The sequence below is a fragment of the Chryseobacterium paludis genome, from assembly GCF_025403485.1.
Taxonomy (GTDB): domain Bacteria; phylum Bacteroidota; class Bacteroidia; order Flavobacteriales; family Weeksellaceae; genus Chryseobacterium; species Chryseobacterium paludis.
Genome location: NZ_CP099966.1, coordinates 5,016,130 through 5,035,605, shown reverse-complemented (window position 1 = coordinate 5,035,605; position 19,476 = coordinate 5,016,130). Strand labels below are relative to the sequence as shown.

General features: G+C 33.3%; 22 protein-coding genes and 1 riboswitch. Of the genes, 9 read left to right on the top strand and 13 right to left on the bottom strand.

What is annotated here, in order from left to right:
* Window positions 1-3 precede the first annotated feature (3 nt).
* Complete coding sequence (gcvT, locus tag NG806_RS22895) at window positions 4-1,080, top strand: glycine cleavage system aminomethyltransferase GcvT (protein WP_261511455.1); 1,077 nt, start codon at window positions 4-6, stop codon at window positions 1,078-1,080.
* 544 nt (window positions 1,081-1,624) lie between these two features.
* On the opposite strand, the gene NG806_RS22890 is transcribed toward gcvT, so the two are convergent.
* Both NG806_RS22890 and NG806_RS22885 read right to left on the bottom strand, forming a co-directional pair.
* Window positions 1,625-2,350 (bottom strand): hypothetical protein, encoded by a 726-nt coding sequence (locus tag NG806_RS22890; protein ID WP_261511454.1) that lies wholly within the window; start codon window positions 2,348-2,350, stop codon window positions 1,625-1,627.
* A gap of 318 nt (window positions 2,351-2,668) precedes the next feature.
* On the bottom strand, window positions 2,669-3,022 hold the full coding sequence (locus NG806_RS22885) for an arsenate reductase family protein (protein WP_261511453.1): 354 nt from the start codon (window positions 3,020-3,022) through the stop codon (window positions 2,669-2,671).
* A gap of 118 nt (window positions 3,023-3,140) precedes the next feature.
* Between NG806_RS22885 and NG806_RS22880 the strand changes: the two genes are divergently transcribed.
* From NG806_RS22880 to NG806_RS22860, 5 genes are all read left to right on the top strand, one after another.
* On the top strand, window positions 3,141-3,608 hold the full coding sequence (locus NG806_RS22880) for an acyl-CoA thioesterase (RefSeq protein WP_214833660.1): 468 nt from the start codon (window positions 3,141-3,143) through the stop codon (window positions 3,606-3,608).
* Between the two features lie 115 nt (window positions 3,609-3,723).
* Window positions 3,724-4,560 (top strand): GLPGLI family protein, encoded by an 837-nt coding sequence (locus NG806_RS22875; protein ID WP_261511452.1) that lies wholly within the window; start codon window positions 3,724-3,726, stop codon window positions 4,558-4,560.
* 19 nt (window positions 4,561-4,579) lie between these two features.
* Window positions 4,580-4,647, top strand: a riboswitch (Fluoride riboswitch).
* Window positions 4,648-4,677: 30 nt separating this feature from the next.
* On the top strand, window positions 4,678-5,982 hold the full coding sequence (locus NG806_RS22870) for a voltage-gated chloride channel family protein (protein ID WP_261511451.1): 1,305 nt from the start codon (window positions 4,678-4,680) through the stop codon (window positions 5,980-5,982).
* Window positions 5,983-6,039: 57 nt separating this feature from the next.
* On the top strand, window positions 6,040-6,921 hold the full coding sequence (locus NG806_RS22865; RefSeq protein ID WP_261511450.1) for a LysR family transcriptional regulator: 882 nt from the start codon (window positions 6,040-6,042) through the stop codon (window positions 6,919-6,921).
* Between the two features lie 62 nt (window positions 6,922-6,983).
* Entirely contained in the window at window positions 6,984-7,940 is a 957-nt protein-coding gene (locus NG806_RS22860) for a YeiH family protein (protein WP_261511449.1), read from the top strand.
* An 80-nt stretch (window positions 7,941-8,020) separates the two neighbouring features.
* Here the strand turns inward: NG806_RS22860 and NG806_RS22855 are convergent, their stop codons facing one another.
* The 9 genes from NG806_RS22855 to NG806_RS22815 form a co-directional block, all read right to left on the bottom strand.
* The gene (locus NG806_RS22855) at window positions 8,021-8,212 is read right to left on the bottom strand and encodes a hypothetical protein (RefSeq protein ID WP_214833674.1); all 192 of its coding nucleotides are present in this window, start codon (window positions 8,210-8,212) and stop codon (window positions 8,021-8,023) included.
* Between the two features lie 168 nt (window positions 8,213-8,380).
* Window positions 8,381-8,863: an MFS transporter gene (locus NG806_RS22850; protein WP_261511448.1), complete on the bottom strand. Its 483-nt coding sequence runs from the start codon at window positions 8,861-8,863 to the stop codon at window positions 8,381-8,383.
* Window positions 8,864-8,883: 20 nt separating this feature from the next.
* Window positions 8,884-9,624 carry an MFS transporter gene (locus NG806_RS22845; protein ID WP_261511447.1) on the bottom strand — a complete coding sequence of 247 codons (741 nt, stop codon included), beginning with the start codon at window positions 9,622-9,624 and terminating at the stop codon, window positions 8,884-8,886.
* A gap of 73 nt (window positions 9,625-9,697) precedes the next feature.
* Window positions 9,698-11,266 carry a ribonuclease Y gene (gene rny, locus NG806_RS22840; RefSeq protein ID WP_214833679.1) on the bottom strand — a complete coding sequence of 523 codons (1,569 nt, stop codon included), beginning with the start codon at window positions 11,264-11,266 and terminating at the stop codon, window positions 9,698-9,700.
* 225 nt (window positions 11,267-11,491) lie between these two features.
* The gene (locus tag NG806_RS22835) at window positions 11,492-11,779 is read right to left on the bottom strand and encodes a cell division protein ZapA (RefSeq protein WP_089029699.1); all 288 of its coding nucleotides are present in this window, start codon (window positions 11,777-11,779) and stop codon (window positions 11,492-11,494) included.
* Window positions 11,779-12,081: a V-type ATPase subunit a family protein gene (locus NG806_RS22830; RefSeq protein WP_214833682.1), complete on the bottom strand. Its 303-nt coding sequence runs from the start codon at window positions 12,079-12,081 to the stop codon at window positions 11,779-11,781. Before NG806_RS22830 ends, NG806_RS22835 begins: the two co-directional genes overlap by 1 nt.
* 139 nt (window positions 12,082-12,220) lie before the next feature.
* Complete coding sequence (gene porT, locus NG806_RS22825) at window positions 12,221-13,003, bottom strand: type IX secretion/gliding motility protein PorT/SprT (protein ID WP_214833685.1); 783 nt, start codon at window positions 13,001-13,003, stop codon at window positions 12,221-12,223.
* 3 nt (window positions 13,004-13,006) lie between these two features.
* Entirely contained in the window at window positions 13,007-13,738 is a 732-nt protein-coding gene (ubiE, locus tag NG806_RS22820; protein WP_089029696.1) for a bifunctional demethylmenaquinone methyltransferase/2-methoxy-6-polyprenyl-1,4-benzoquinol methylase UbiE, read from the bottom strand.
* On the bottom strand, window positions 13,735-14,304 hold the full coding sequence (locus NG806_RS22815; RefSeq protein ID WP_261511446.1) for a hypothetical protein: 570 nt from the start codon (window positions 14,302-14,304) through the stop codon (window positions 13,735-13,737). The genes ubiE and NG806_RS22815 overlap by 4 nt, the downstream gene beginning before the upstream one ends.
* 100 nt (window positions 14,305-14,404) lie before the next feature.
* Here NG806_RS22815 and NG806_RS22810 point away from each other — a divergent pair, with 100 nt between their 5' ends.
* The 3 genes from NG806_RS22810 to NG806_RS22800 all read left to right on the top strand — a co-directional run bounded on the left by NG806_RS22810 (window position 14,405) and on the right by NG806_RS22800 (window position 17,609).
* A complete protein-coding gene (locus tag NG806_RS22810) occupies window positions 14,405-15,472 on the top strand; it encodes a 3-oxoacyl-ACP synthase III family protein (protein ID WP_214833691.1) in 1,068 nt (355 codons plus the stop codon).
* Between the two features lie 70 nt (window positions 15,473-15,542).
* Window positions 15,543-16,748, top strand: coding sequence for a metallophosphoesterase (locus tag NG806_RS22805; protein ID WP_261511445.1), 1,206 nt, complete (start codon window positions 15,543-15,545; stop codon window positions 16,746-16,748).
* A 36-nt stretch (window positions 16,749-16,784) separates the two neighbouring features.
* On the top strand, window positions 16,785-17,609 hold the full coding sequence (locus NG806_RS22800) for a class I SAM-dependent methyltransferase (RefSeq protein WP_261511444.1): 825 nt from the start codon (window positions 16,785-16,787) through the stop codon (window positions 17,607-17,609).
* Window positions 17,610-17,614: 5 nt separating this feature from the next.
* Here NG806_RS22800 and NG806_RS22795 read toward each other — a convergent pair whose 3' ends face one another.
* Together NG806_RS22795 and NG806_RS22790 are read right to left on the bottom strand one after the other, a co-directional pair.
* A complete protein-coding gene (locus NG806_RS22795) occupies window positions 17,615-18,367 on the bottom strand; it encodes a polysaccharide deacetylase family protein (protein ID WP_261511443.1) in 753 nt (250 codons plus the stop codon).
* Between the two features lie 84 nt (window positions 18,368-18,451).
* On the bottom strand, window positions 18,452-19,417 hold the full coding sequence (locus NG806_RS22790) for an NAD-dependent epimerase/dehydratase family protein (protein ID WP_214833703.1): 966 nt from the start codon (window positions 19,415-19,417) through the stop codon (window positions 18,452-18,454).
* Between the last annotated feature and the right edge of the window lie 59 nt (window positions 19,418-19,476).

The window sequence follows — 19,476 nt, the reverse complement described above, 5'->3', positions numbered from 1 at the left end:
AATATGAAGAAAACAGCCTTGTACGACAAACACGTTTCTTTAGGAGCGAAAATAGTACCTTTCGCAGGCTTCGAAATGCCTGTACAATATTCCGGAGTTACGGAAGAACATTTTGCAGTAAGAGAAAAAGCGGGAATATTCGATGTTTCTCACATGGGACAATTTTTTATTGAAGGACCTGGTTCTAAAGAGCTTTTACAATTCGTTACGACAAACAATGTAGATGCTTTGGAAAAAGGAAAAGCTCAATATTCTTGTCTTCCTAATGAAGATGGTGGAATTGTAGATGATCTTATCGTTTATCAAATGGACGATGAAAAATATTTCGTGGTTGTAAACGCTTCAAACATAGATAAAGACTGGAATCATATTTCAAAATACAACACTTTTGGTGCTAAAATGACCAATGCTTCTGATGATATGTCTCTTTTAGCAATCCAAGGTCCTAATGCTACAGCAATTCTTCAAAAGTTAACTGATGTAAACCTATCTGAGATTCCTTATTACAATTTCACTGTAGGATCTATAGCAGGAATAAATGACGTTATTATTTCGAATACAGGTTACACTGGAAGCGGAGGATTTGAAATTTATTTCAAAAATGAAAATGCTGTAACACTTTGGGATGCAATAATCAAAGCTGGAGAAGCAGAAGGAATCATCCCTTGTGGATTAGCTGCCAGAGATACTTTAAGACTGGAAAAAGGATTCTGTCTGTATGGAAATGATATCGATGATACTACTTCTCCTATTGAAGCTGGCTTAGGATGGATCACAAAGTTTGATAAGGATTTTATTTCTAAAGATACTTTTGCAAAACAAAAAGAGGAAGGGGTTACCAGAAAATTAGTAGCCTTTGAACTTCAGGACAAAGGGGTACCAAGACATGATTACCCTGTGGTAGATGCCGAAGGAAATGTTATTGGAAAAGTAACATCCGGAACACAATCTCCAATGAAAAAAATTGGGTTGGGATTAGCTTATGTTGCTAAACCACACTTTAAATTAGGTTCCGAGATCTTTATTCAGGTTAGAAACAAGAATATTCCTGCAAAAGTGGTGAAAGCTCCTTTTGTATAATTAAAATAATATTTTAAATAAAAACACCGTAGAATTGTTTCTACGGTGTTTTATTTTTAATGTTGGATCATTATATCCCTGCTCAACATTACAAAGTAATACAGGCTTCTTCCAATGTACGCAGATCAGTGAACAAATTTTGCTAAAAAGGTTTACTTTTCTATTAGCTAGAATTAAAAAGAAAAGAGACTGTAAACAATACAATCTCTTTCTAAATTATCTACATATACAGCAGAGTCTTCTATCTGGAGTACATACATCCCCAACTCCAGGTGTGTTAGAGACCACTCCGCCTCCACCGCCACATAAGAAGTCACAATTTGGGACCGGAGGTCTTACACCACCATTAATTTGCCTCAAGTCTGCTCTGCTTAAGCTTTTGATTTTTTGAACATTTGTAATCATGATAATATTTTTTTTGGTATTAACAAATATAGAGTTTTCACCTATACCATTTATATTCACTACAAAAATATTAATGCTAAATAACTGAAATAAAGACTTATAAAACAAAATCGTTTATTTCGAAAGTTCAAAGAATTAATTATGCGGGAGCACCTTCCATCCATCTTCTCATCTGTACCCTGTGCGCTGGAGTTTCTTCTACTCCACCTGCTAAAACATCAAGTACTTTATCCCATAAACTCTTTTTCTTCGATTGAGATTCTTTCAGTTCATTATAAGCTTCTAAGTATTCTTTCTCATATTTGTAAGCCTCATCATCAGAATAATTCCAAGGAATATGCTTGAGAATATCATTCGTCAACATATCAATTTCTTCAGGTTTTAAAGCTTCCATCATCGCAAGCTTCAGCTTATAAGTCTCTGCTATTGACAAAATACGCCCAACGTTAGCTGAAATAATCTGCCATATATCTTCCCATTTTTGAAGATTTTCTTTGATAAAAATTACATTCCCAATCTTTTGTAATTCTTCTAAAGTATTGATTACAATTTCCCTATAATGATCATGAGTCTGCCAGATTTCCAACAGATTCGAGCAATCTTTATTTTTAAATTTATCTTCGAGACTTTGAAGGATACCCAGCAGTATAGAAGTGTTTTCTAACAATTTCGCTTTTTCATTGATCCATAAATTAATGACAATACTATCATTACTGGCAACTATTAATTTTCCGGCTTCAGAAATCTGCTTTGTTGCTTCATCATTACTGTCCTTTATTTCCAGATTACTCAATCTAATATCTACACTAAGCTTTCTTAAGCTTTGTACAGCTTTAATTACAGGATTAAATTCTTTTTCCATCATAACTTTATTTTTATTTGTGTTTTTATAATTATTGATGAAAAAAAATACTTAATACAGACTTTATAGCCTTAAAAGAATTAAGAAGGGAATTATTTTTTCATCATTGCGAACATACAAAAAAAATAAAATTCGAAATTTTGATTAAATTTCTATAGAAAAGCAAATATCCAGTAGATCTTACTGGATATTATTTAGTTTATATTTATTTATAGTCTAAAATATTTAAAATCAGAAATTAAATTTGAAATCAACTGTAATTTTAAGTTTTTATTAAAATTCGTGAATACAATTTTAATTTTATAAGTCAAATGATTTCAATCAGTTAACCTTAAAAAACTCTTTAAGATTATCAACATTGGTCTTATCATTCCCTACAAAAATTTCTGTATCAGTAATAAAAACTGGACGTTTTAAAAATGTGTAATGGTCCAATAATAAATTTTTGAAGTCATTTTCCTTTAAAGATTTTACATCTAATTCCCTTAATTTTATTTGAGTAGATTTTTTGCTGAACAACGCTTCATAAGATTTTGTCTTTTTATACATCTCAGCCAATTCTACTTCCGTAATTGGTTCTTTTTTAATTTCTCTAAGCTCCCAACCTGAGAGATCAAACTGTGCTAATATTTTTCTGCAGGTATCGCAGGTATTTAGATGGAATACTTTTTTCATCTTTTACTATGATTTTTAATTGTCTTAAAAAGCTTCTTGTAAGCTTTGATTCTTCAAAATTATGATTTAATCCAGGACTTTGAAAATTATTAAATATCTTTATTCAAATTTTATAAAAATGGAGAACAAGCCTATTACGTTTCAATTTATCTCGGAACCGTCAGATGTTAATTATGGAGGAAATGTTCACGGAGGAAGCGTGATGAAATGGATCGATCAGGCAGGCTATGCTTGTGCTACAACATGGAGTGGAAATTATTCGGTAACTGTTTATGTGGGTGGAATTCGTTTTTATGAACCTATTAAGATCGGAGAAATTGTAAAAGTAGAGGCCCAGGTAATTTATACGGGTTCTTCGAGTATGCATATTTCTATTAATGTATTTTCAAGAAATCTTAAACAGCCAACTTTTGATAAAAAAACACATTGTATTATTGTTTTTGTTGCTGTTGATGAAAATGGTAAAAAATTGCCTGTCAGAAAATGGATTCCTGAAACTGAAACTGAAAAGCAACAAGAGCAGTATGCTAAACGATTAATGGATCTTAGAACTCAGATTGAAGATGAGATGAAACCTTTTTTGTGACAAAATTCAAGCTCCGAGGTATGCGATTCATATGAACGAAGTTGAGAATGTGATAATAAGATACATGAAAAACGATATGTAATAATTATATATAATAAAACATCCTGCCCCTATCATGAAAAATATTCTAACATTATTTGCGGTACTTGTTATCGTTTTCTTGCAGTCTCAGACTCATCGCTTTATTTATGAACTCCAGTATAAAATGGATTCTACGGAAACGGGCTATGAAAAGCTAAATATGATTCTGGATATTACCCCCAAAGAAGTTAAATTTTATGGGCAAAACCTGATGACTACAGATTCCTTAAATAAAAAATTTGGAATGAATTCCAGTCATACTGATATGTCCGGACAGGTTGTCAAGAGAAAAACTAATTCTTTTGATAATGAAAACTTCATTAATATAAAAGCTGGCTACTACTCATTTAAAACTACCGACAAGATTAACTGGAATATATCTGATGAAATCAAAAAGGTTGAGAATTATACTTTACAGAAAGCGACCACAAACTTTGGAGGAAGAAACTGGATCGCATGGTTTTGCAAAGATATTCCGTTTAATGAGGGACCTTTCAAATTTCGTGGATTGCCGGGCTTAATTTTTGAATTATCAGATTCAAATAAAAATTTTATCTATCACCTTGTAAAGAGCGAGAAACTTACCGGAATATTCTCAACCGAAGATTTTCTGGAATCCAATTTCGGAAACAAAGCGATCCCTATTAATGAGAAGCAAAAACAGAAACTAATGTTGGAGTTTTACAATGACCCTTTTGCATTTGAAAGAACGAATTTCAGTAAAACCAATACTAATCTGAATATCAACATCAATGGAAAAGAAATACACACCGTAGATGAGCTCAACACGCAGACCAAAAGTATGCAGGAGGTCATAAAAAAATACAATAATCCGATTGAGATTAATAAGGCGATGCACTACAAAAATTAATATTAATTTCTATCTTTGTAACCGAAAAGGAAATGGTGTTCTTCCTTACCCAACCGCTTTACAAAAGCTGATGACGCCTGATTAATAGATTATCAACCGTAATTAATCAGGATTATTATGTCTAAAAATTCACGAACAGTAAACAGAAAAGTACGATTTCACTCAAGGTTTTTCTTTAGGAAATTTCCTGCAATTCCTTATATATTAAAATGGCTTTGCATCAGTATTATTATCGGAGCTGCTGCGGGAAGTGCATCTGCAGGTTTTCTAAAGTCGTTGGAATGGGCTACAGATTTTCGGGAAAATCATATTTGGATCATTGCTTTTCTGCCTGTTGCAGGATTTTTAATAGGCTTACTATATCATTACTTTGGACAGAATGTTGAAGCAGGTAATAATTTACTGATTGACACTATTCATGATCCCAAAGAAACCATTCCTTTCAAAATGGCTCCTTTTGTATACCTTGGAACAATAGTCACTCATTTTTTCGGAGGTTCAGCTGGTCGGGAAGGAACGGCAATACAAATGGCCGGGGCAATCGCAGATCAGCTCAGCAAACCTTTTAGATTAGATAAAACTGAAAGAAGGATCTTAATTATTTCTGCCATTGCTGCTGGTTTCGGTTCTGTTTTTGGAACTCCTTTAGCCGGAGCATTATTTGGTTTGGAAGTTTTTTTAATAGGAAGAATACGCTATAATGCCATCTTTCCGGCTTTTACTTCTGCTATTTTTGCAGACTGGGTCACAAATCTCTGGCAGGCTAAACATACGCACTATCATATTGACCTTATTCCCAAACTTGAACTTTCGCCTATTCTCTATAGTATTCTGGCGGGAATCGCTTTTGGAATTTGTGCTGCAACGTTTAGTAAAATGATTCATTGGATCGGAACTATTTTTAAATCAAACATTAAATATCCTCCATTTCGTCCTATCGTAGGTGGCAGTATTGTTGCTATTGCCCTATTTGCAATTGGAACCACAAAATATATCGGTTTAGGAATTCCTACCATAGTTGAATCATTTAATACTCAACTTCCGGTTTATGATTTTGCTTTAAAAATGATTTTTACCATCATCACTCTAGCCGCCGGGTTTAAAGGTGGTGAAGTAACACCTTTATTCTTTATTGGCGCTACTCTGGGAAGTGCTTTATCATTATTTATACCGCTTCCTGTAGGTCTTTTAGCGGGAATGGGGTTTGTAGCCGTCTTTGCTGGCGCCACGAATACTCCTTTAGCCTGTATGCTTATGGGTATAGAATTGTTTGGAGCTGAGTCCGGAATCTATATCGCAATTTCATGTATCGTTTCTTATTTATTATCCGGGCGAAATAGTATCTACCTCAAACAAAGAATTGGACAATCTAAGAATAGCAGATATGAGAGTGATCAGGACAAAAGCTTTTCTGATCTTTAATTAAAATTCTTATGATCAATTTAAGTAAGTTTGTGTATTCTAAATTTGCACTTTACAATGTTTGATTACAGACTCAAGGTTTTCTATACAGTTGCTTCAAGGCTGAGCTTTACAAGAGCGTCTGAGGAGTTGAATATCTCACAACCAGCAGTCACAAAACATATTAAAGAAATAGAAAATCAACTTAATACTAAATTATTTGACAGAAAAGGTACTTCTATTCAACTAACGCGCAGTGGAATCGTACTTTATGAATATGCAGAAAAAATTCGGAATATTTACAGAGATCTCGAGTTTGAAATTCATCAACTGAACTCAGAACATAAAGGAAAATTAATAATCGGGGCGAGCACAACAGTTGCCCAATATATTCTTCCTGAGGTCCTCGCCAAATTTCATTCTTATTATCGGGATATAAAAATTGAACTGTTAATTTATAATACAGAAGTTATATCAACACTTTTAAAAGACGGCAAAATAGATCTGGGTATCATAGAAGGGGAATCTCAATCTGCTTATTTTAATTATGAAATCTTTAAAGCAGATGAGATTGTACTTGTGGCAAAAGCCAATCATCCACTGGTAAACAAAACTTTGAATCTAAAGAATCTATATACTATAGATTTAATTTTCCGGGAACAGGGTTCAGGAACACAGGAGTTTATTCAAAACCGCATAAAGGAAAAAGGAATTGATATTGAAAATCTTAATGTAATCATGCAATTAGGAAATAGTGAAAGTATTAAAAACTATTTATTACATTCAGACTGCATGGCTTTTTTATCCATCAGTACTGTTTTGAATGAATTGAAAAACAATACGTTAAGCATCATTGATATTAAAAATTTCAGTATCGAAAGAAATTTTCATTACATCCTTCCAAAAGGAGATCAATCTGAACTCATAAAACTCTTTTTAAAATTCATCAGTTATAACTAAAAGTTATCCAATATAACAAAATACGATTTACTTTGTAATTATAAATTGTAGAATTTTGAAGCATGAATTCAAAACTTTACAACACGATCGGTTTCATTCAAAATGAGAGCACAAAAAAAATAATTTTTATTGGATTAGCAATTGCTACCCTCATTCCATGGGTTTCATCACCAATTGCTTTAGCATTAGGGTTTATACTGGCGGTATTTTTAGGCAATCCGTTTGAAAAGTATCTTCATCAATACATCCATTTGCTGCTTCAGATATCAATTGTAGGTTTAGGCTTCGGATTGAAACTTAATGAAGCATTACAAGCTGGAAAAACAGGATTGATATTAACTGTTATCAGTATTTCAACGGTAATGATTTTAGGATACTTTTTAGGAAGAGTCTTTAAACTTGAAAAGCAATTAACCTATTTACTTTCAGTGGGAACTGCAATTTGTGGGGGAAGTGCTATAGCAGCTACCTCTCCTATTATTAAGCCTAGTACTAAGCAAATCTCCTTAGCATTGGCCATCGTTTTCACTTTAAATTCAATCGCTTTATTTGTTTATCCTGCTATTGGAAACGCTTTACACCTATCTCAGGAACAATTTGGATTGTGGTGCGCAATAGGCATTCATGATACCAGTTCTGTAGTAGGAGCAGCCAGTAAATTCGGAAATGAGGCATTAAAAATAGCAACAACTGTAAAACTGGCTCGTGCCTTGTGGATTATTCCTGTTTCTATAATCACTATGTTTATTTTTAAAAATAAAGAATCAAAAATTAAGATTCCATGGTTTATCGCGTACTTTATTCTGGCAATATTATTAAATACTTACATTCCATTTTTTGAAAACTTCAGCTCGATAATAACATCCATTTCAAAATCCGGACTAAATTTAACACTATTCCTAATTGGCTCTACCCTTTCACTACAGACATTAAAAACAATAGGTTTAAAACCACTAGCTGTAGCTATACTGTTATGGATTACAATAAGTATTGGAAGCTTATTATATATTATTCATTAAAAAGAACAAAAGCTCTTTGGATAACCAAAGGGCTTTTGCATATTAAATGTGGAAATGTTTATTTCTTATTGAAATAGTTCTTAGATCGCTGATTGATCACAAGTATATACTTGTGGACAAGCAATATACTGAATGCAGTATTTTGGACCGGTTACAGATCCTGAGCAACTGCATCCACATAAAGAAAGATCTGGATTACCTATACCACCTACGATGTTTTTAAGCTCTCCTTTGTTTAATTTCTTAGCGTTTTTAAAAATGTTGTTTGACATGTGATTTGATTTTGAGATTGAACAATATAGTTTAGTGATTTCAAATTTAAACAAATAATTAATATTCAAGGCATAGTTTTATGAAAAAATTCATAATTAATTTATATTCTAATAGTTATTAAATTAACTATATAAAAATCAATGCAATAAAATATTAAACACCTCATATTATTCGGTAAATTCAAGGTCTTTATTATGTGTTTCGGAAATAGTGATCGCAGAATAAAATGCAAGCCCAAAAACGACCAGTCCTACAATGGCAGCACTTATGATCACTGTGAAATTATGTTTAAGGAGATCAAATGCTAAGATCATTACAGGTACCAATCCTCTTACCATATTAGGAACCGTAGTGGTCGCTGTATTTCGGATATTGGTTCCGAACTGTTCTGCAGCCAGGGTTACAAACATAGCCCAATATCCTGTTCCCAATCCCAGCCATACACAGAAAATGTAATACTTGGTTTCCGTATTTGTATTTCCAAAAAGCATTATTACCACCCCAACTAAAGTGAAAGCAAGCATATAAAAAATGGCCATTTTTCTTGATTTCAAGAGGTGTGAAATAAATCCACTCATCAGATCGCCTATTGAGATCCCAACATAACCCCACATAATTGCTTTTCCTGGGTTTATTTCTTTTATCCCCATCTCAGGTGCAAACTGATTGGCTAAAACAGCAAGAATACCAATGCAATACCATGTTGGAAGGCCAACAGCAATACACTTAATATAACGTATAAAACGATCTTTATTGGTAAAAAAGAAAGAAAGTTTCCCTTTGAAACGGTCGTTTTATGTTCAATGTTTTTATAAATACCAGATTCGGAGACACTTATCCTTAAAAATAAGAGCATAATACCTAAAACACCACCAATGATATAAGAAATATTCCAGCTTCCTGCCAGCTCCACAGTTAGTTGTGCAACTACAGCTCCCATTAATCCGAAGCCAGCAACAACAGATGTTCCAATTGCTCTCAGGCTTTTAGGAAGGCTCTCAGAAACCAGTGTAATTCCAGCTCCCAGCTCTCCAGCCAGTCCAATACCTGCAATGAATCTTAATCCTGCATATTGATATACCAAATGTTCTTTTGGAAAGTATGGCAAGAACCCGCAGGCTATATTTGCTAAAGAATAAACAAGAATAGAACCGAATAATACGGAAAGTCTTCCTTTTTTATCTCCAAAAATACCCCAGAAAACACCACCAATCAGCAAACCTATCATCTGACAATTTAGAATAAAGGTACCATCAACATCGGGATTTAGACCCAAAGCTTTTAAACTGGGAATTCTTACAATACCAAATAAAAGGAGGTCATAAATATCTACAAAATAGCCTAAGGCAGAAATAATTACTGGAATAGAGAAAATGTACTTCAGTTTTGAAGACATGGATAGTTCTTGCATTTTTAAATTTTGATAAAAATAAAAAACCTTTCAATTTCTTGAAAGGTTTTTATAGAATATCTTTATTAAATTATTATCTGGCAATATTCACAGCTCTCGTCTCTCTGATTACTGTTACTTTTACTTGTCCAGGATATGTTAATTCGTTCTGGATCTTTTCAGAAATGTCATAAGATAACTGAGAAGCGATCTCATCATTTACTTTTCCACTTTCAACCATTACTCTTAGCTCTCTCCCTGCCTGAATAGCATAAGCACTGGATACACCTTCAAAACTTAATGCTGCAGATTCAAGATCTTTCAGTCTTTGAATATAAGATTCCAATACCTGACGTCTCGCTCCTGGTCTTGCTCCTGAGATAGCATCGGCGACCTGAATAATCGGTGATAATAAAGAGGTCATTTCAACTTCGTCGTGGTGAGCTCCAATCGCATTGATTACTTCTGGGTTTTCACCGTATTTCTCAGCCCACTGCATTCCTAATAAAGCATGTGGAAGTTCAGATTCCTGTTCAGGAACTTTACCAATATCGTGTAAAAGACCTGCTCTCTTAGCTAATTTTACATTTAATCCTAATTCAGCGGCCATTGTTGCAGCTATGTTTGCTACTTCTCTGGAGTGCTGTAATAGGTTCTGTCCATAAGAAGAACGGTATTTCATTCTACCTACGATTTTAATCAATTCAGGGTGTAATCCATGAATTCCTAGGTCTATAATTGTTCTTTTTCCAACTTCAATAATTTCCTCTTCAATCTGTTTTCTTGTCTTTTCTACAACTTCTTCAATTCTCGCAGGGTGAATTCTTCCGTCCGTAACTAATCTGTGAAGAGATAATCTTGCGATCTCTCTTCTTACAGGATCGAAACATGAAAGTAGAATAGCTTCCGGGGTATCATCTACAATAATTTCCACTCCTGTTACCGCTTCCAATGCACGGATATTTCTACCCTCTCTACCGATAATTCTGCCTTTTACTTCGTCAGATTCAATATTGAATACAGATACAGAGTTTTCAATGGCCTGTTCTGTTCCAATTCTCTGGATCGTCTGAATAACGATCTTTCTCGCCTCTCCTTTAGCATTTAACTGAGCCTCTTCCATGATACTCTGAACATGCGCCTGAGCTCTGGTCTTAGCTTCTGCTTTCATTGATTCTACCAATTCAGCTTTAGCTTCCTCAGCAGTATAATTTGATATCTTTTCAAGAATCTCAACTTTTTTAGAAGTTACAGAATCTAACTCTTGTTGTTTCTTATCTAAGATCTCAATTTTCTTAGCATAATCTGCAATCTGTTTATCCAGATCCTTTTCAAGCTTTCCAGTCTTACTAAGCTCATCATTCAGCTTATTTTCTTTATCTTTTGTTCTCTTTTCAACCTCTTGGATCTTCTTTTCACGAACCTGAATATCAGCATCATGTTGAGATTTCAATTCAAGGAATTTTTCTTTAGCTTGAAGGTTCTTTTCTTTTTTTATGGATTCGGCTTGTACGTTAGCTTTTTCTATAAGGTTTTCAGCATTTTTCTTTGCATCATCTATAATAAATTTTCCCTTAGCATTGAGTGAGCTTTTAGAGAAAAGAATCCCTATTACTGCACCAATCACCAAGCAAATAACGCCGACTATAATGGCTGTTGTCATATATATTGAGTTTTAATTGTCTTTAATATTTAAAATAAAAAAGCCTACAATAATCCAGTGATATAGAGTAAACTCCTAATCAACACGATTTGAACTGATTTCCACTGTCTGTAATCCGGAGAACCGGCACGCCATTCGATGGACATTTGTTCGGTAATTGTTTAGCGTTGAGTTTACCTTTAATGTGTTAGAATTATTGTAGGCAGTTGTTTCAGGAAAAAAAATCTATTTCCCAATTTCATTCAGCGTCAGATTAATTTTCGCTAATCTTTCGTTGGTTGAATTTATATTCTTTTCGTAGTTAAGAGATACAACCTCTGCATTAGTTCCCAATTTCAGGGCACACATTGCCAAAGCATCCTGTTTATCTCTAACATCGAAGTTTTGTTCAAAATCTTTAATCATACTTTCAATCTGCTTCCCTACTTTACGCAAAGTTTCTTCCTCCGCGGCTGGTACGTTCAGCGGATATACTCTTCCCGCAATGTTTATGGTTATTCTTCTTACCTCCATTATAATCCACTGTTTTGAAGCTGAGCAATACAAAAGTCAATTTCTTTTACCAATCGGTTGATATGGTTTTTCATTAATCTATTGTGTTCAGGATTTCCTGATATTGCTGAATAAAGTTTTATCTTTTTTTGTTCTTCTGCTAATACCTGACTTTTCTTTCTTTCCTCATCATATCTCTTCTTCAATTCATCATGCTCTGTATTCAATTCCGTAAATTTCTCACTGAGATTCTGATAGTTTTTATGTAAATTCAAAATCTTTTTTTCCAGCTCTGAAAAATTATTTTCTAAATCTTGAAGCATTTCAGGTTTTATATATTCTAACTGTTAGCAAAAATATAAAAATAATGACATTAACAAAAATAAATGTCTCTATATTTTGATATCATGCACAAAAAAGGAGATGCTTTTGCATCTCCTATATCTATTTAGAGTAAATTTTCTATTCAAATTTCAGTACAAACATGATTGCTCTGGTTTGTAAAGTAGATACTGCAGCAGACCAATAAGGAGGCGTATTCGCATTATCCGAAACTATTTCGTTATTCATAATGAATGTTCCTCTGATCGCTGGAGTCAGCTTAAATTTATTGAAATAAAACTGAATTCCCATTTCCGCAGACCATGCAAAGTTATGCGTTGTGGATCTGAAGACCTGTTGCAAATTGTCATCAGTAGAATCAGAATTGGACTGCAGGTTAACGATATAGTTTACCCCTGCAGCAACATATGGTCTTGAATTATACCATCTCTGCCCATGAAGTTCCAACATTACCGGAATATCCACTAAAGTTGATTTCACTTCTCTTACTCTATCCTTTTCGTGTAAAAGAATCGGAGTAAAAGGAGGATTTGTTAATGTACCAGCTGCATACTGATCATTCGATTGTGTATTAAAAGTTAGTTCCCTTTGAGCAAATTGTAAGCCTGGTTCAACTCTTAGATCCAAATAGTCATTCAATCTCCATTTTCCGATCAGTCCGGCTCCGAAGCTTGTGCTACTTTTAGATGAAACAAGATTATGATTCCCATTCATACCGTATCTTGGGTTAAGTACTATACGGTAGTCTAGTAAATTACCATTCAGATAAAAACCCCAACTAAAGATTTGTTGATCAAACTCTTCCAACTTATCCATTCTGTTTCGAGTTCTAAATTGCGCATCTGCAAAGATTGCAATATTTACTGAGGCTAAAACCAGTACTTTTAATAAAAATTTATTCATAGGTTACTTTGTTGCTTTATAAATTGTGGCTATACCTAAACTTAGTTTTTTATATTCAACTTTTTTAAATCCTGTATCTAAAAGAATTTGTCTCATCTTTTCCCCGAAAGGAAAAGCATTTACAGAATCCGGAAGGTATGTATATGCCCTATTATCTTTAGAAACCAACTTGCCTATTGCAGGTAATATATTTTTAAAATAAAACATATAAAATGGTCCCAAAAACCCCTCAACCTTTGAAAACTCAAGTATAAAAACACTCTTGTTATCTTTAACTACTCTTCTCAACTCTGATAAACCTTTTGTAAGATTTTCAAAATTCCTTACTCCAAATGCAACGGAAACAGAATCAAATCTATTGTCCTCGAAAGGTAAATTTTCTGCATCCCCTTTCTGCATGGAAATTTTGCCGTCTAAATTAAGTTTTTTTATTTTAATAACGCCAACATTTAACATTTGTTGCGATAAATCTAAACCAATTACTTTTGCACTGGTTCCTTTTTCAATTGTGATTGCCAGATCTCCCGTTCCTGTAGCCACATCCAGCACTTCTTGGGGGTTATCACTTTTCATCCATTTTACCAATTTATTTCTCCATATGATATCAATTTTCATTGATAAAACACGATTTAAAAGGTCATATTTGGGTGCAATATTGTCGAACATATCCTCTACCTGGCTTTTTTTTGTAGCCTCAGAATTGTAGGGGGTTACTTGGTTGATATCTTTTGTCAAAACTTGTAATATTCTTTATAGTAATTAAGGTAATCTTGTTTTCTGAAGATTTTTGAACGGGATTCCACTTTATCAATATTCTTGATTAATTTATCATAATCCTCATCTACATTATAATAAAAGTCATCTGTAAAAAGCTTATTGAAATGTTTAGCTCCGCCCAAATATTCTTTTCCGTCTATTACGGTTTTATTAAGCTCCAAAAGTAATGAATCTTTTTTAAGATTGTATCCATAATATTGTCGGTTAATATAATAATCCTGATGAGCGATGTTTAAAAGCCCACGAATCTTATTTACCTGGAAAGCAGAATCGTAAAGTATTTTTTTGTTTTGGTCGAAAACTTTAATAGAATTTTTTCCTTGATTTAAATCGACGGGTACCGACTGCCCTGCTGAAATAATACCTTCAGAACCATTATTAATTCTATAGTAATAAGTATTAGGAGTTGGGTTATCCACTAAGTAATAATTTTTCTTAGCTAAAAAAAGGAAATAAATCCCAAAGGCAATTATAAACGCCACAACGGCAATAGCTAAGCCTTTTAAGGATGGATTATTTTTCATAGACTGTAAAGTACAATTTTTGCAAATTTAATAATATTTTTAATTCTTTCTTATTAAGATTAATTATTAACTTTGCGTTTTTAAAAAATCATTTAAGCGAATGCCGAATACGATCATTATAGGTTCTGGATCTTATATTCCTAATAGAATTATAGGTAGAGACTTTTTCATGAATTCTGAGTTCTATACAGATGAAGGTGAGAAGATAGAAAAGCCTGCTGAAGAAGTTATTGCAAAGTTTGTAGAAATTACCGAAATAGAAAACCGAAGGTTTATTGAAGAGGACCTGTCCAACTCAAAAATTGGATATGAAGCAGCTAAAGCTGCTATTGAGGATGCAAAAATAGATGCTGAAGATTTAGATTATATTATTTACGCAAGTAATTTCGGGGAAGTTACAGTGGATGGCTATGTAAACTTCATGCCTAATATGGCTGCAAGAGTAAAAAATAAATTGGGAATACAAAATAGAAAGTGTATTACTTATGACATGATTTTTGGTTGTCCGGGATGGGTTGAAGCAATGATCCTCGCTAATAATCTGATCAAAGCTCAATCTGCCAAAACGATTCTTGTTATTGGAGCTGAGACTTTAAGCCGTGTTACTGATCCGCATGATAGAAACAGAATGATCTTTGCTGATGGTGCTGGTGCAGTAGTTGTAAAAGCAACAGATGAAGAGAATGTAGGAATTATAGCACACAATACGATCTGTGATAATGGTCCTGAATTATGTTACCTGGAAAATGGCCCATCTATCAATAAAGACGCAGACCAAAAACGTCTTTTTGTAAGAATGCAGGGAAGAAAGATCTATGAATACGCTTTAAAAAATGTACCTGCAGCAATTAAAGAGACTATTGATGACGCAGGACTTTCTATTGAGGACATTGATAAAATACTTATCCACCAGGCTAATGCAAAAATGGATTATGCAATGATAGAAAGACTCCATAAGCTTTATGACGTTAAAGATTATGATCATTCTATATCTCCTATGACGATTCAGGAATTTGGAAATTCTTCTGTAGCAACTATTCCTACCATGTTTAATTTAATAATTAAAGGAAAAATGGATGGTCAATCGTTTAAAGATAAAGGGAACATTGTTATGACTTCGGTAGGTGCCGGAATGAACATCAATGCGATCGTTTATAAATTTCCTTAAGAATAAATAATTTAAAAATATTAAAAAGCACAAAGGGAATTTTTCTTTTGTGCTTTTTTTAAATCTGATTATGCAAAAAAATTTTTTAATTATTGCCGCTATTTTTCTATTCCTGGAAGTATATATTTACCAGGCAATAAGAACATTAACAGACAATTCCTGGGTAAAAATCGGCTACTGCGTGTTATCACTAGCTATTTATGGAATTTTCGCTTATGAGATCACTCATTTTCAGAAATCAGATCGAAGTTCTATTAGAATCCAATGGATGATGTCTCTTTTTCTGATTTTCATTCTCCCAAAAATTTTCATTGTCCTGTTTTTATTGATCGATGATATTTTCAGAACAGGAACCTATATTTTAGGTTTTAGAAATCCGGCGGAGAATTTTTTTCCTGAAAGAAGAAAGTTTCTAAGTTTAATGGGACTGGGGTTAGGCGGAGTACTATCCGCACTTTTTATTGATGGAATTACTTTTGGAAAATATCGCCATAAAGTAAGAAAGGTAAAAGTAAAACTCACCAATCTTCCGAATAGCTTTAAAGGGTACAAAATTATACAGATTTCAGATGTCCATAGTGGAAGTTTTGCCGACCCAAGTAAACTGGAACACGCCATCGAACTGATCAATGAACAGAACCCAGATCTGGTTTTGTTTACCGGAGATATGGTAAATAATGTTTCGGAAGAATTCCTGCCTTTCATTCCTTTGTTTTCAAAAATCAAGTCTAAAGATGGTAAATTGGCAGTACTTGGAAATCACGATTACGGAGATTATGTAACATGGTCTTCTTTGGATGCCAAGAAAAAGAATCTTGACACACTTATCGATTACGAAAAACAAGCAGGGTTCGATATGTTGAGAAATGAACATAGAGTCATCGAAAAGAATGGTGAAAAACTCTATATTTTAGGAGTTGATAACTGGGGATTAAAACCATTTCCACAATTTGGAGATTTGGACAAAGCACTTGAAAGCGTCCCTGAATCAGCAGCAAAAATATTAATGAGCCATGACCCTACTCATTTTGATTACGTCGTAAAACAACACCCCGGAAACGTCCAACTGACTTTATCAGGACATACTCATGGTATGCAGTTCGGATTGGACTTAAAAAACATAAAATGGTCACCTGTTCAGTATCGTTATCCGAAATGGGCTGATATTTATGAAAGTGAAGGTAAGTTTCTTTATGTAAACAGAGGATTCGGAGTTTTAGGATACCCTGGAAGAGTGGGTGTATTACCGGAGATCACTCTTTTTGAGTTGTCTTAAATTGTATATTTTAGTAGAAATCAAAATATTATAAGTATGAAAGACACTGGAGAAAGGCATATTTTAAATGAAAATTTCAACAATAAATCTGAATTATATCTTCATTTGATGCATATTGCTACTTATGAATATGCCAGAAACTTTGTAAAAAACAAAAAGGTTTTGGACTACGGATGTGGTTCAGGTTATGGTACTCATATGCTATCAGAGAACACAGAAAGCATTATTGGCGCTGATATAAGTGATGAAGCTATTGAGTATGCAAAAAAAGAATATAGCGCTTCTAATTTACGCTTTATGACAATTTCTGAATTGGAAAATGAAAAATTTGATGTTATAACATCTTTTCAAGTTATAGAGCACGTTCCCAACGATCGTGAATATACTGCCCATTTAAAAAAGATGTTGAATCCTGGTGGCATTCTGATTATTTCAACTCCGGATAAAAAGCACAGACTTTTTAGATATATACAACAGCCCTGGAATATCTTCCATCTCAAAGAATACACTCCTGAAAGTTTGCAAAAAATGCTTTTAAAACATTTTAAAAAAGTAGAAATTTTAAAAATAGGTTCTGAGTCGGACTTGGTTTTGGAGGAGATTAAACGAACAAAAAAACAAAGAACAATCACGTTGCCGTCAACTCTGTTTTTTTATCCTTATTTCTTAAGAGTTTTCCTTTTAAAACTTCAAAAAAAATTATTCGATTTTATAAAAAAATCAAAATCCAACAATCAGAAAAACTCTGTACCAAGTACTGCTAAAAACTATTTTTTATCAGAATATTCCTTTAAAGATATTCTCTTTAAAAAAGATATGCAATATTCTACAGATTTATTAGTAATCTGTAAAAATGAATAATAGGATTAAAAAATATAATCTTTCATGCGGGAAGTAGCAAGCTCCTTCTCATTAATCCAGGTAAGGAGGGCATTTAATTTGTCCTCCATTTTTTTTCCTGAAAAGAATTTCCTGTAAAATGGAATCTCAAAAGGATAGGTTTTAAAATCGGTGAACTGCCACGAATTTAAATAGATCAGAACAAAGTCATCATTCTTCAAGGTTTCAAAGACCATATTCTGATAATACTTCATTGGCAATATTTGAAATACAAAATCATTGTATGGCAATTGACTATACGGAGATATACTTTCAGGAATAATACTTAATCCGTCTTCTTCTGAAATTTCAGTGTCTCTTTTTAATCGTTTTAAAGGAAAAAGAATATTTGCATTATCAATATTTGAAACATAATTGAACTCCAATAATTTCAAATTCTCCTGGGGGAACTTCACCTCTTTTTGACGAATTCCCCGGATCTGTTTTCCAAAACATTCCTGGATATATTTCTTCAATTTTTCAATTTCGTGAAGGGTAGAGTTTTTATTATAAAAAGCAATTTCATGCCCGCGGCCTGAAATTGCTTTTATAAGATTTTGAAGTTTTTCAATGATAGAAATTTCAACAAAAAATGTTGCTTTGGTATCGTGAATATCTAAAATTCTAAGAATAGCTTTTGTATTGTCATTTGTTATTTTTAACCTGTCATCATTGGAAATCTGAACTCCATTTTTGGCTTCTGCTTCAATATCTACGATGTTAAAAGTCAATAATATCATTTAAAGTTAATTTTATATAAAATTCATAAACAATTAAAAATGAGACGTTAAAAACACTTTTAATTAAAGCTAAACTTAAAGTAATTAATTTTTATCTAATTTCACTTTAAGATTCTTGATCATATCTTTTGTCATCTCAGAAATTCCAAAATCATAAGTAAGTCCCCAGTCCTTTTTTGCAATTGAATCATCAATTGAAGCTGGCCAAGAGTCTGCAATTTGTTGTCTGAAATCTGGCTTGTAATCGATTGTAAATTCTGGAATTTCTTTCTTGATTTCTTCTGCCAATTCTTTTGGAGTAAAAGACATCCCTCCTAAATTATAAGAAGAACGAACTGTTAAACTTTCTTTTGGAGCATCCATTAGTTTCAAAGTTGCATTGATGGCATCATCCATATACAACATAGGCATTCCTGTATTTTCGGAAATGAAACTTGTATATTTTCCTTGCTCGATCGCTTCATAAAAAATCTCCACTGCATAATCAGTGGTTCCACCTCCAGCTGGGGTCTTCCATGAAATTAATCCAGGATAACGAATACTTCTTACATCTACCCCATACTTATCGAAATAATATTCACACCATTTTTCACCCGCCATTTTAGAAATACCATATACAGTAGTTGGATTCAAAACAACATCCTGCTCTACATTTTCTTTAGGAATTCCTTTACCAAAAACAGCAATTGAACTTGGCCAGAAGATCTTTTTAAGCAATCCTTCTTTTGCCATTTCACAAAAATGAAGTAGAGGCTCAAGATTCAGTTTCCATGCAAAAACCGGTTGTTTTTCTGAGGTTCCGGATAGTAAAGACGCCAAGTGATAAACTGTAGTAATGTCATAATCCTTGATAACCTGTCTTACCAATTGAGTATTGGTAACATCCATTCTCTCATAGTATCCGGCAGAAGTAATTCCTTTCTGCCATCTGTCTAATCCAGATGCTACAACATTTTCAGCTCCGTGGATTTCAACAAGTCTGTTGGTAAGTTCAGTGCCGATCTGACCTAAAGCACCTGTAATCAGTATTTTTTCCGTATAGGATTCCATTTTTATATCTTTTAGATTTTGAACTTTACAAAAGTAAAAAAATCATGCTTACCATAGTA